The organism is Candidatus Vicinibacter proximus (genome assembly GCA_016713905.1).
In the GTDB taxonomy this organism is placed as follows: Bacteria; Bacteroidota; Bacteroidia; order Chitinophagales; family Saprospiraceae; genus Vicinibacter; species Vicinibacter proximus.
In genome coordinates, this window is the sequence record JADJOE010000002.1 from 360,540 (window position 1) to 372,984 (window position 12,445).

Here is a 12,445-nt window from a genome sequence, read left to right on the forward strand (position 1 = left end):
AAGTTAGGCTCGGAGGGACGCGTTCAACTCATCCCATAATAAATAGGGGGCACGGCCCCGACCCTTCTCTTAAAAGAGAAGGGAGGAAGACTACTTGGGATGTGAGATCATCTTTCAAGCTTTAAGTCGGGAGGCTCAAAGCAGTCGTTGTTTATGTCGCGGTTGCAAACCGCCATAATCCATGCTAGATATTCACAATGTAACATTATAGATTATAGCATTTTGCCATTTTTAGCTTGGGTATTGACTTCCACTGTTTTAAGCATTATATTTGCATTACTCAAATTTAAACTAATGAAAAAACTATTCCTTCTGACAGGGCTTATAGCCTTGTGTTGCTTAGTCTCCCAGTGTAAAAAAGAAGAAACCGTAAAACCTGAAGTTAAGAGCGTTTCAGATTATGATGGACTGGTTACTCAGGAGTGGTTTAAATTGGAATGTACCATTGTTAAAGAAACTGCGGGATTTTTTCCACCGCAGGCCGCAAGAGCCTTCGGCTACACGGGAATAGCACTCTATGAAAGTATTGCTCAGGGATGGAAATCCCCTGTAAGTTTAACCGGACAGCTAAATGGCTTTTCTGCGGGATCTGTCCCTGCCGTGGAGACTGGACAGGAGTATCACTGGGGGATTGTCGCTAATTATGCCCTTGGTGAAATCATCAAGAAAATGTTTGAGCAAAAGATCAGTAAGGATAATCTAAACAGGATCTTTGACCTGGAGACCAAATGGTACGATAAGTTTCTTATGGAGACCACCGAGGCCATCGCTAAGCGATCCAAGGAATATGGCAACGCTGTTGCACTTGCAATTTTTGAATATTCTAAAACAGACGGTGGTCATGAATCTTATGTAGACCCTTTTCAATTACCTTATACCTGGCCTAAAAATAATGGTGCCTGGGTACCTACCAGCGCAACTTTAAATCCACTGGCACCTCGCTGGGCTTCAAACAGACCTTTTTTGAATGCCAATATCACAGAAGGACAGCCTGCAGCCCACACCGCTTACTCAACAGTCGTGACTTCCGAATTTTATAAAGAAGCCATGCAGGTTTATAACACCGTAACCAATGCTACTTCCGAGCAAAAAGAAATAGCAAAATTTTGGGCCGATGATCCGTTTAATACCTGCACTCCTACTGGTCACACGTTTAACATTATGACGCAGCTACTGGAAGAAAACAATGCAAACCTCGGTACCTGTGCAATAGGTTATGCTAAACTCGCTATTGCAGAAAATGATGCTTTTATTGCTTGCTGGAAAACGAAATATGATTACTTTTTGATTCGTCCTGTAAGCTATATCAAGCAAAATATTGATGCCAGTTTTGCCACAGTCATTGGCACTCCACCGTTTCCTGCCTATACTTCAGGACATGCCACAGAAGCAGCAGCAGGAGCAAGAATTTTTACAGATATGTTTACAGATGGCGATGGTTTTTATCCTTTCACTGATCGTACACAATTACAATTCGGCTTTTCGGTAAGAAATTTTGATAATTTTAATCAAATGGCAGAAGAATGTGCCAACTCAAGACTGTACGGCGGCATACATTACAATACCGATAATCTGAACGGCCTAAAAATGGGACGCTCCATCGGGGATAATGTGAATAAAAAAATTCAATGGCCGGAATAAAACCGGTTTTTGTCTTGCTTTCTATCAGGAATCTATGTTACTTTTCTTTATCCGTCAGGATGCCTGTTTGGATTGGTGCGGCATTATTTTTGTCACTATTACTTTCTTCCTTCTCCTGTAAGCATCAAACTAAAACGCTGAGTCCGGATCTGGACAGTAAACTTCTTGCTACTTTATTTTGCGAGGCAAAACTACTTAGGTTAGAAAGATTCCAACTGGCAGACCAAATCAGATTCACCGAAGATTCTCTTTTACAATTTCCGGAAAAACAAAAGTACTTTCGGCCTCTCCTGGATTCCATGAACGCGCTTATCGAACCTCTTCATCAAAAAACAAAAGAGAAAGCAGAACAAATCAAATTGCTTCAAAAGAAATTATACGATTCCATTTACATTTCAAGAGAAGACCGAATTTTTCTAGATCAGGAATTTTTAAAAGTTTCCAAGGAAATGTGTCCGGACAAATAAAATGAATTCAAAAATTAATATTTTAGTAAATGAAAATAATTTCTATTCACCAAAATATGTTTTCCAATCCAAAATTGTTTTAAAATTTGAATTTCATATTTAATTTTTCCTAAGAATTCTACACCTCTTACTTTGTTGAATTAATTTATTTTAAAAAATTAAAATGGGGTGACGTTGTGGCATCACCCCAAGACAATCTAAACCCAAATTACCCTTACCTGATTCTAAAATCAGGCAATCTAATTAACTATTCAAAAATCTAAATTACACAGCCAAATCCATCGTCAATCTATACAAACGGTGCAAACACACTTAACTTAAGCGTTGTACCATCCTTTAATTGATACTCCAAATAGACCAATCCGAACCGGTGATTTATCCTGTATATTACCTTAGAAATTACAGGGTCATCAGCTGGAGCGTCCTGCTCGATTTTGGATGTTTTAATATAAAAGAACCCTAACGGCCATTCATCTAATCCTGTTTTTTCTGTCACGGTCCTGACTAACTCCTCTCCCTTGGAATTCGTAATGGTGTACTTAGTTCCCACACCATCCCCATATTTACCAATAACCCAAGGTTTGCCTTCTATAAAGAAATCCTGATATCCTTCAGAGGTTATTTTAAGTTTGAATTCAAAACTCAACTTGCCATCCTGCGCAAGAGTAAAGGCAGTATCAAACTTGTAATAATTGGAAAGTTGAGCTAAATAATTCAGAGCTTTGAGTTTTAACTCATTTGAGAATTGATTCAAATCAATAAGAGCTTTATAAGTAACCAAACCATCTTCATTCTTGACCACAGTAATACTTCCACCATTGATGTTTTGGTTGCCATAACTGCCAAACACGGACGATACCCCATTGACCGGCGTTAGTGGAATATCCGTGCTTCCCCCCAGAGTATTCGGCGAACTGTCCTCTTTCTCACACGAAACCCATACAAGCAAAACCAAAAAAAATCCTAAAACATAAAATAATTTTTTCATGGTTACAATATTTTAGTGATTGAGCAAATCGCCTTTACCATTACGTACTGCATACAGTTTAAGCATGGTAAATTTCTTACTCAAGTATAGTTTGTCTTGAATTGTATTTAATGTTCCTTATTATATTAGAACATGACTTTTATCATCCAATCAATGTAATTGATTTTCAAAATAAAAAGAAATATTTCCATTGGTATCCATTACTCTGAATTATTTCGATTTAATTAAGAAAATACAACGAATCAAAAATATTTCATCTACTAACGCTACCTCATTAGTTTCTAATGAAAAAAATAGATGAAAATTTTAAATGTGGAAACTATAACTAACAATAGTTGGTGGCTTTTCCTATGCCTTCTTTTGAAATAAATTTTTGCATCACTAATTTTTTAAGCATTTTTTTAATGCTGGGTAATGGAATACCGGAAATTTTTGATATTTCCGAAGAACATATACCTGGATTATCTTTGATTATTGTACAAACCTTTTTTTCTTTTACACTGAGATTCGTAGTGATTGTTTTGGTTAGGATATTGCCTTTTAAGTTATCCTGAAGATTAATCATACAACTCATAAAAAATTTCAACCAACCGATAATATTTTCTGCGGGTCTGTGCTTTTGAGTATCCTTAAGTATGGTAAAATATTCTTGTCGATTTTGCTCAATTTCCTTTTCAAAACTCAAATACGAAAACCAACTATAATTATTTTGCATCATCAATATTTTTACGATCAAATAACTCAATCTTCCATTGCCATCCTGAAAGGGACGAATGCATAAAAATTCATAAATAAATATAGCAATTTTTAAAATTCCAATGGTGTTCTGGTCAGCATAATACCAATCAAACAATTGTTTCATTGCTTCAATGGTATGGATACCAGGTTCGGTTGCTCTAAAAACAAGCTCCTTGCTTCCATCGGGAAGAACGATTTCAAGATTGTTGTTTATTCTTTTATAATCCCCACAATGCCAATCATCCTTCGGACTAAACTGCAAAAGGTTTTTTTGAAGATCTTTTAAACTGGGTTCATTAAGCTCAAAATTCAGTGAATTCTCCAAAAAATAGCTTTCTGCGTGTACATAACCACCAAAAATTCGCACATCTGAAGAATCCTCTTTCCTGAAATTGTAGTTCATCAAAAATGACTCAATTCTGGCTTCTGACCAATCAAATCCTTCTAATCTGAGAACTGCACCCAGAGATAGGGTGGTGGCTTTTGACCTCAAAACACTGAGCTGATTCATTGACCTCTTTTCTAAATTAGACCAAATAGCATCAAACCGTTCAAAAACAATGAGTTGTCTAATCAGTTCCATGTCCAATTCCAAATTGAATTTAAACGCAGTCAAGTCCATTTGATTTGTATTTATACGTAAATATACGAATTTGATACGAATCTTGAATTTCTTAACTTTCCCTCCTTTGGCAAGAAATTAATACAAACCTTATCTAGTTTGGATAGAGGAATGGACTAATTTCATTATACCATTTTCAAATTTCACAATACCCGCATTATTAAAATGATTTAGACGCTTTCGCGCATGCCTGCTAGCAGCGTCAGACAGGGTTCCGGCAAGAGGCGGACACGTCCGCTATTGGGCGGAGAACTCCCTTTCTAATCCTGCTATGCACGATACTCTGGCAAAGGCAGAGATCTTTCGGTCATACCATTATTGCATTCCAGAACCGCAGGATTATAGCGTTTAAAAATATTGTATTCTCCTACATTACACCATTATCAATTTCTTCCCGCAGGCGTAAACTGGATCGCGCAGCCTCCTCCGGGTGCAAGGCGAATTTTTAATTTTTCGGTAGAGCGAATGGTTTTTTTGTCAATGGTATAGCTCATTGGATTTTTTTCCCAATCCGCAGTTTCCCCATCTCTGTAAATTATCATATTGTATTTCTTTCCAGGAGTCAGAAAACTTAGATCCGGTTCAAATAACCTTTCCTGTTCATCGGTAATCGCCCCAACATACCACTGTTTGCCATTACGCTCGCGTCGTGCGACGTATATATAATCTCCAGGCTCTGCATCCAGGACAACCGTGGTGTCCCAGTCGGTAGGAACCTCTTTGATAAATTTAAAGGCATCCGGACGCTTTTCATAATTCTCAATCAGGTCTGCAGCCATTTGGATGGGACTGTAAAGTGTAACATACAGGGCTAATTGTTTGGTGAGGGTAGTGTGTACTTGTTCTTTTTTGGATGAATCGTACACATTCATCTTGATTTGAAAGATCCCCGGGGTATAATCCATCGGACCACCCAATAATCTGGTAAAGGGAAGTATGGTCTCGTGTTCCGGCAAATTACCGCGACTCCAGGCATTGAATTCGTTGCCTCTAGCTGCTTCATTAGACCACCAATTTGGATAAGTTCTGTGAAGACCTGTGGGCCTTACGGGTTCATGTAGATCCACTGTCATTTTGTTCAATCCAAATTTACTTGCTACACGCTCATAATGGTCGACCATCCATTGTCCGTCATGGTGTTCTCCCCTTGGAATTATTTTTCCCACATAACCACCCTTTATGCCCGGATAACCATGTTGAATCATAAATCTGATGGCCGTATCCAACTGTCTTTCATAATCCGTTACTGCCCCTGAAGTCTCATGATGCATAATAAGTTTCACGTTTTTGGCTTTAGCACGAGCAGAGATCGCATTGATGTCAAAATCAGGATAAGGCTTTGAAAAACTAAAAATGTGCTCCCTGTAAGCACCAAACCAATCTTCCCATCCTTCATTCCATCCTTCCACTAATACATAAGGAATATCATGTTTGGCCGCAAAATCGATATATCTGATAACATTGGCGGTGTTGGCACCATGGTGCTTTGCCTGTTTCCAGAATTTGGCAGATAGAGACGTGCTTTTATCCCAATAATTCCAACTGCTTTTTCCCACATGCATCTCCCACCAAACACCGATAAACTTGCCGGGCTTAATGAAGGATGGATCTGGAATTTTGCTGGGTTCATTCAGATTAAGTATGATTCTATTGGTTAAAATATCCTTTGCTTTTTTAGCATATAATATAACTCTCCAGGGCGTCTTATCTCCACCTTGCAAATAGGCCTTATTGCCCAAAACATCCGGCACCAGATGAGACTTAAGAACAAGTTTATACCGATCTATTTCAAGATTCATGGCAGGATAGTGAACCAAGGCAGCCTCATGAAAAGCAAGATAATAACCATCTCCAGCAATCATCATCAATGGAGTCTGAACCAGGCTGTCGTGGACCGATTGTTTAAATGCAATGTTATTGTCTTCACTAAACTGCAGTGCATGCACCTGACTTAGTTTAGACCGGCTGTATCTGTATTCGTTGGTGTCATAGTCGCCCGGAATCCAATATACATCATGGTCAGCATCCAAAGGAAAAGTGGTGAGTTCATCACTTATTGTGAAAAGCCCAAGGTTTCCATCTTCCGGAAAAATATAGCGAAATCCCAAACCATCATCAAACAATCTAAATTCTAGAATCAAAGTCCTTTTTGTTGGTCCTAAAATTTGCTTGAGTCTAATATGTAAGGATCTGTAATGATTTCTAATCTGCTTTTCTTCTCCCCATACGGTTGTCCAAGTGTCATCCATTTCTACAGTATAATGACTGTCCACCACAAAATCCTTGTCAAGACCAATCGCATCCTTCAAAAGAATCCCTAATCCACCGTCTTTGATAATTGGTAAACCCTCTGCTTTGAAACCATACCGCGGGCTTCCTTGCTCATCCAGATAGAATTTTAATTCCATCAAATTATTTGGAGAATTAAGTTTGAGAACATTTGCAGCCTGAGCATTTAATACATTCTCCATCAAAATAAATGCAACAAGAACCCCACGCATTAAACCTATTAATTTCATTTGATATTTTCTTGAGGGACAAAAATAGAGCATTCTATCATTACAGCCTTATAGTATTATCGCATTGCGATATTTTGGCTTATTTGTATTACATCATAAAAGTATACTGATGATTCCACCTTTTCAATAATCGCTTTCATAATTTGCTCATTTGCAAATTTTCACATTAACCAATTCATTAAGACGTGTGTATCAAGTGCACTTTTTGATCTTCGTAAATTTAACACTGGGAAGCTTCCAACAACCCGGTTATTTCGAGCTTCCTAGCTTGAAATTTACGAGGAATTTAGCAAGTACTATTTGCAATCTTCGTCATTAACTCATTTGCTCATTTTCAAATTAACTCATTTCCAACTTTCCTCACCTTCCCATCGCAATAGTAGCCATACAGATGCTTTTGGGAGAACCTTTCAGCAATTCGATCGCACATGATTCCAGGGTAGCGCCAGTGGTAAGTACATCATCTACCAATAAGATATTTTTTTGATGGATACTATCCGGATTAATCAGTCTAAATACATTTCGCATATTTTCATTTCTGCGAAATCTATCCATTTCTGTTTGTGTGTTGGTGTTGCTGGATCGGATCAAAACATTGTGTAAAATTTCTGCATTTAATTCTTTGGCTATTGCCCTTCCAAATAATAAACTTTGATTGTATCCTCTTAGCAATTCTCTTTTCGGATGTAGCGGTACGGGAATTACCAGATCAATTTCTCGGTAAGAGGGGACATCGCTTAGGATTTTGCCATAGTACTGGCCAAGCCCTTCTGCCAATTCCGGTTTATTCCTATACTTTATCAATTCAAGAATTTTATGCGCCAGGCCATCCGGTACATAATAGTACAAACTGGCACCAGTAAGTATATTTACCCGCCCTTTAAAATGTCCAGTAAATTCATTTTCAGGGTGTAGGTGCAGGGAAGTTGGACTGGAGAGCGCTTGACATTTAAAACAAAATATTTCTTCCTTTGAGTGGGATCTTGCACCACAGACCATGCATAAGTTTGGGTAGAAAAGCTCAAGCAATGCCTCACCGGCATAAACTAATTTCCTCCTTATTTCGGAGGAAGATCGAAAAAAATGCATCATTGTACTTTAGGTGTTCAAAACAAAAGTAGGAAGAATATTTATTCTAAAAAATCTTCTTTCACATTCTTTCATCCCATGGCATAAATGAAAAAATCCCGGTCATTACTGACCGGGACCTTCAAACAAAACGAAAAACCAACTTTATAGAAAGCTACAAAAACCTTGTTACACGCCTTTACGAATCTTGACCGCAATTTCTTTGGCCATACCGTCCCGGATGATCTTAATGTTGAGGGTTTCTCCAACTTTGGTCAAACCAATTGCCTTCTGGAGATCTTCATAGTTTTTTATCGGCTTGTCATTAACCCCAACAATTACATCTTTCTGACGCAGACCAGCATATTTTGCAGAGCTGTTATCTTCGAGATTCTCTATTACAACTCCATCTTTTGAAGAAAGGTTCAATTCTTTTATACTTTCTTCATCAATTTCAGAAACTACTACACCAAGCTTTCCGCGTTCAAAAGTGCCATTGGTCATAAGCTCCTTGACAACTTTATTCATAAGGTTTACTGGTATGGCAAAAGAATAGCCACTATAGTAACCGGTCTTCGATGCAATTGCTGAATTTATTCCTACCAGCCTTCCTTGCGCATCTACCAAAGCACCACCACTATTACCCGGATTTACTGCTGCATCTGTCTGAATAAATTCCTCAATGCCTTTTTCTGGTGCTTTCTGTCCATAAAAATATTGTTGTTCTTGATTTTCATCAATAATATTCAAATCCCGCCCTTTGGCACTTACTATACCTGCAGTAACCGTTGAAGTAAGGTATCCAAATGGATTACCCACAGCAAGAACCCATTCCCCCACTTTTATCTGATCCGAATTTGCCATTTGGAGAACCGGTAATCCTGATTCTTCTATTTTAAGCACTGCCAGGTCGGTACGGGGGTCAGTTCCTATTTTTTGGGCCTTATAACTTTTACCATTTTTTAAAATTACCTCGATTTCATCGGCAAATTCCACAACATGGTTATTGGTAACTACATATCCGTCATTAGATATGATTACCCCGCTTCCACTACCTTTTTTTTGTTGATAATAAGGCATGCCAAAACCGAAGGAACGCATGTCAAAATCCCTGAATAAAGGATGGTTGAAAAACGGATTGTCACGCTGAAGCTCAGATTCCTTTTGCTTGACCACACGTTCGCTTTCCTGTGCATTGATCTGGACCACTACGTTAAGTGCTTTCTCTGCAGCTATGGAAAAGTCTGGTCCAACTGTTGGATTAGCATTAGGGTATTCATTTACCTGAGCTGCGACTTTTGTAGCATAATTAGATTTTGTTCCATTTAGAGCATCACTACCTGGTGGATAATATTGTATCCCGCCAAAAACCAAAAGGCCTCCAAAAAGACCGGCTAAAACGTATGATAATAAATCTCTCATAATACTAAATTTTGATGTTCAATTGTAACGGAAACGAGATTGCCGGATCGACTGTTTTTGTTAATTTTCATTTTAACATAGTTTTAACTTGTAAAATTTCTTTCTTGAAATGGATTAATTTGCTGACCTGAATCACCGGATTTACTGAAGGAAATCCAAATTTTACAAAATGATAGAATGGGTTTCGTATGGCAATAGCGTAAAATAAATCATATAAATAGGCTCATCACTTTGCTTTTTTGGAAAAGCACATTAACGGATAATTTACATATCTTTTTTTTCATAATTTGTAATATGTTGTATATTTGCATCAAAATATATTATGGAAATGAAGAATTTGATCCGCGTGCTCCTTTATCTACTGCTTGTATTGTTGGTAGTAGCCATCTCGGTAATGATGTATAAAAGATTCAAGACCCCGACAGATATGGAGCCTACAACAGAAATGCTGGACAGCATGTTTGTGGATACAGCCATTTCTTCACAAAATCTTCCAATGACCGCAGAAGATTCTGTAATTCTTGGTCTCACCGGAGAATTACCAAATCAGGTTGGAATTACTGAACCGGACAATGGTTCAATCGATTATTCAGGAAATGTAAATAATAGTTCTGCTTCTACACCAAAAGAAAATACCTCACCGGTTGCTAAAGCAGTTTCCAATAATGGCAAAGCCGTTAAAAGCAGCACTACAAGCTCTGACGATTTGCCTTCCGTAAATCTGGCAAATTCTACCAAATCTGAAAGCAAATCTTCTACCACTGCAGCTAAATCAACGAAGGTTGTTGAAAGCAATAAATCCACAAAAACTGCTGCTCCTGCTAAATCAAAAGAAATGGCAAAAAGTTCTTCCTCAGCCACAACCAGTAAATCAGGTAAGTATTATGTGGTGGCAGGTAGTTTTATAGTGCCTTCCCATGCTGAAAAACAAGTTTCAAAGCTCAAAAGTCTAGGCTACTCCACAGCAGCGAAAAAAGTATTTGGAAATGAAGAGTATTATCGTGCAGTTGCCGGTCAATATGATTCCAGAGAAGCAGCCGACAAAACAGTAAAAAATCTGAAAGCAAAAGGTCAGGCTGCGTTTGTAAAAATGCAGTAAGGTCTGTAAACTTTCTTTCACCAATGCCCGTCTCGAGCATAGAGATTTCATTTCATGTGTGGTAGGGGTTCCTTGACCAAAGTTGAAAAAGACCTAGAAAAAAGGTTTGGATCCACTTTCTATTCAGAGGATCTTGAACGCTACAATCCACTACCAAATTACAACATTGCACCGACGCAAAAGCTTCCTGTCATTCTACAGGAAGACCCGGACCATTTCAGGCCGGTCCAATGGGGACTAATTCCCTCATGGGCCAAAGATGCCAAAATTGGATCCAAAATGATCAATGCAAGAGTTGAAGGTCTCCTGGAAAAACCATTCTTTAAATCAGCCCTTCTCCACCGGAGATGCCTTGTACCAATGGATGGATTCTACGAATGGAAAATACTTTCCAGTAAAGAGAAAATACCCTATCGAATCGGCATTAAAGACTTCGGATTATTTTGTATGGCCGGCATCTACGACCGCTGGAAAAACGAAAAGGGTGAAACCATCCTCAGTTTCAGCATCATCACTCTGCCTTCCAACAAATTTATGAAACCGCTTCATGACAGAATGCCCGCCATGCTGTTGCAGGAAGAAGAACGTCTTTGGCTGGATCCCGAAGAGCATTCCGGTGAAGAATTAATCCAAATGGTTAAGCCTTTTCCGGATGAAATGATGGAGACTTACACAGTTTCAAACAGGGTGAATTCTGTACGTAACAATGATGAAGATTTGATAAAGAGGATCTAAATATTTCTTTAAAAGGCCTTTGAACTCAAAAATGATCCTAAGGTAATATTGTTTATGTCCTACCCTCCAGCATCATGTATCTTTCAATAACCTCTCCATCGATGTAGGATAGACCTCCTTCTTCCTCCTGTATCAAAATAACAGGCTGTCCACCACGTATAGTCTGCATGGCCTCCAACAATGGTGTCGAGGGCTTCATGTAAATGAGTTGCGGGTGATAAATGTCCTTTATCCTTAATTCAGGATTTTGTTTGTGAAGCTTTACTATTTTATACGTGGAGACGGTACCACAATAATTTCCCTCCAGATCCATGACCAGGTAATTGGCCAATCCATTGCGAATGACCAGATCCATACATTCTTGAAGAGTCTGGTAGTCCGGTAAATAAACATTTACCTTTCTGGCCATCATGCCAATGGTTTTATTTTTTACGACATCGTCGATCGCTACACTTTTATATTCCTGCATCGCACTCATAAAAATAAAGATCCCTATGAATACCATAACCCAGGCTTCCTGGTAAATTCCATAACCAATCAGCAACAGACATATAAATTGACCTATTCTACTTGCCCATTTGGTGGCACTCAATCGACCTAATCTCATGGCAAGTAACGCTCTGAGTACACGCCCTCCATCCATTGGAAATGCAGGTATCAAATTAAAAATCATCAGAAAAATATTAGCCACCATGAGGGTGGGAATAAAATTTTGCCAGGTCAAAAAGCTTTCTTGAACTTCCAGATCAGGAGCCAATATGGCCGTGCCATAACGAAGCATCAGATAAATAAGTATTACAATCGCTATAACCAGATTTACTACAGGTCCCATCAAGGCTACCCAAAGCTCCTGCGAAGGTTTTTCCGGCATATTGCGCAATCTGGCCACTCCGCCAATTGGTAAAAGTATAATGTCTTCTGTTTTGATATTGTATCGACGGGCAGTGAGGGCATGTCCAAATTCATGCAGCACCACACAGACAAACATACATAACATGAAGACCATTTCAACCACAATTAGGTCCAGACTGGTTCCAGCCATTAGTCCGCTGCCGAGAATATACACGAATAAGAAAAGAAAAGACCAGTGAATCTTCACCGGGATTCCGGCAAAGGTGCCGATGCGTAAGGATTGTTCTATCATTA

The 12,445-nt window shown here is 38.7% G+C and carries 10 protein-coding genes; 4 read left to right on the forward strand and 6 right to left on the reverse strand.

Features of this window, described 5'->3' with window-relative positions:
- Positions 1 to 294: 294 nt before the first annotated feature.
- Positions 295 to 1,641 (forward strand): vanadium-dependent haloperoxidase, encoded by a 1,347-nt coding sequence (locus IPJ83_07775; GenBank protein MBK7880441.1) that lies wholly within the window; start codon positions 295 to 297, stop codon positions 1,639 to 1,641.
- The gene (locus tag IPJ83_07780; GenBank protein ID MBK7880442.1) at positions 1,629 to 2,108 is read left to right on the forward strand and encodes a hypothetical protein; all 480 of its coding nucleotides are present in this window, start codon (positions 1,629 to 1,631) and stop codon (positions 2,106 to 2,108) included. The genes IPJ83_07775 and IPJ83_07780 overlap by 13 nt, the downstream gene beginning before the upstream one ends.
- A gap of 289 nt (positions 2,109 to 2,397) precedes the next feature.
- Here IPJ83_07780 and IPJ83_07785 read toward each other — a convergent pair whose 3' ends face one another.
- The 5 genes from IPJ83_07785 to IPJ83_07805 all read right to left on the reverse strand — a co-directional run bounded on the left by IPJ83_07785 (position 2,398) and on the right by IPJ83_07805 (position 9,465).
- Positions 2,398 to 3,096, reverse strand: a complete 699-nt coding sequence (locus IPJ83_07785; GenBank protein MBK7880443.1) for a hypothetical protein — start codon at positions 3,094 to 3,096, stop codon at positions 2,398 to 2,400.
- A gap of 325 nt (positions 3,097 to 3,421) precedes the next feature.
- Positions 3,422 to 4,456, reverse strand: a complete 1,035-nt coding sequence (locus IPJ83_07790) for a Fic family protein (protein MBK7880444.1) — start codon at positions 4,454 to 4,456, stop codon at positions 3,422 to 3,424.
- Positions 4,457 to 4,839: 383 nt separating this feature from the next.
- Positions 4,840 to 6,927 (reverse strand): glycoside hydrolase family 97 protein, encoded by a 2,088-nt coding sequence (locus tag IPJ83_07795; protein ID MBK7880445.1) that lies wholly within the window; start codon positions 6,925 to 6,927, stop codon positions 4,840 to 4,842.
- Between the two features lie 408 nt (positions 6,928 to 7,335).
- Positions 7,336 to 8,067 carry a ComF family protein gene (locus IPJ83_07800; GenBank protein ID MBK7880446.1) on the reverse strand — a complete coding sequence of 244 codons (732 nt, stop codon included), beginning with the start codon at positions 8,065 to 8,067 and terminating at the stop codon, positions 7,336 to 7,338.
- Positions 8,068 to 8,232: 165 nt separating this feature from the next.
- A complete protein-coding gene (locus IPJ83_07805; GenBank protein MBK7880447.1) occupies positions 8,233 to 9,465 on the reverse strand; it encodes a trypsin-like peptidase domain-containing protein in 1,233 nt (410 codons plus the stop codon).
- Positions 9,466 to 9,793: 328 nt separating this feature from the next.
- On the opposite strand from IPJ83_07805, the gene IPJ83_07810 reads away from it, so the two are divergent.
- A complete protein-coding gene (locus tag IPJ83_07810; protein MBK7880448.1) occupies positions 9,794 to 10,564 on the forward strand; it encodes an SPOR domain-containing protein in 771 nt (256 codons plus the stop codon).
- Positions 10,565 to 10,618: 54 nt separating this feature from the next.
- A complete protein-coding gene (locus tag IPJ83_07815; GenBank protein MBK7880449.1) occupies positions 10,619 to 11,299 on the forward strand; it encodes an SOS response-associated peptidase in 681 nt (226 codons plus the stop codon).
- Positions 11,300 to 11,351: 52 nt separating this feature from the next.
- On the opposite strand, the gene IPJ83_07820 is transcribed toward IPJ83_07815, so the two are convergent.
- A complete protein-coding gene (locus IPJ83_07820) occupies positions 11,352 to 12,443 on the reverse strand; it encodes a site-2 protease family protein (GenBank protein ID MBK7880450.1) in 1,092 nt (363 codons plus the stop codon).
- Positions 12,444 to 12,445: the final 2 nt, after the last annotated feature.

Coding starts and splice junctions, on each gene's coding strand:
- IPJ83_07780 (MBK7880442.1), top strand. CDS start 1,629: ATGGCCGGAATAAAACCGGTTTTTGTCTTGCTTTCTATCAGGAATCTA.
- IPJ83_07775 (MBK7880441.1), top strand. CDS start 295: ATGAAAAAACTATTCCTTCTGACAGGGCTTATAGCCTTGTGTTGCTTA.
- IPJ83_07815 (MBK7880449.1), top strand. CDS start 10,619: ATGTGTGGTAGGGGTTCCTTGACCAAAGTTGAAAAAGACCTAGAAAAA.
- IPJ83_07810 (MBK7880448.1), top strand. CDS start 9,794: ATGAAGAATTTGATCCGCGTGCTCCTTTATCTACTGCTTGTATTGTTG.
- IPJ83_07820 (MBK7880450.1), bottom strand. CDS start 12,443: ATGATAGAACAATCCTTACGCATCGGCACCTTTGCCGGAATCCCGGTG.
- IPJ83_07790 (MBK7880444.1), bottom strand. CDS start 4,456: ATGGACTTGACTGCGTTTAAATTCAATTTGGAATTGGACATGGAACTG.
- IPJ83_07785 (MBK7880443.1), bottom strand. CDS start 3,096: ATGAAAAAATTATTTTATGTTTTAGGATTTTTTTTGGTTTTGCTTGTA.
- IPJ83_07805 (MBK7880447.1), bottom strand. CDS start 9,465: ATGAGAGATTTATTATCATACGTTTTAGCCGGTCTTTTTGGAGGCCTT.
- IPJ83_07795 (MBK7880445.1), bottom strand. CDS start 6,927: ATGGAGAATGTATTAAATGCTCAGGCTGCAAATGTTCTCAAACTTAAT.
- IPJ83_07800 (MBK7880446.1), bottom strand. CDS start 8,067: ATGATGCATTTTTTTCGATCTTCCTCCGAAATAAGGAGGAAATTAGTT.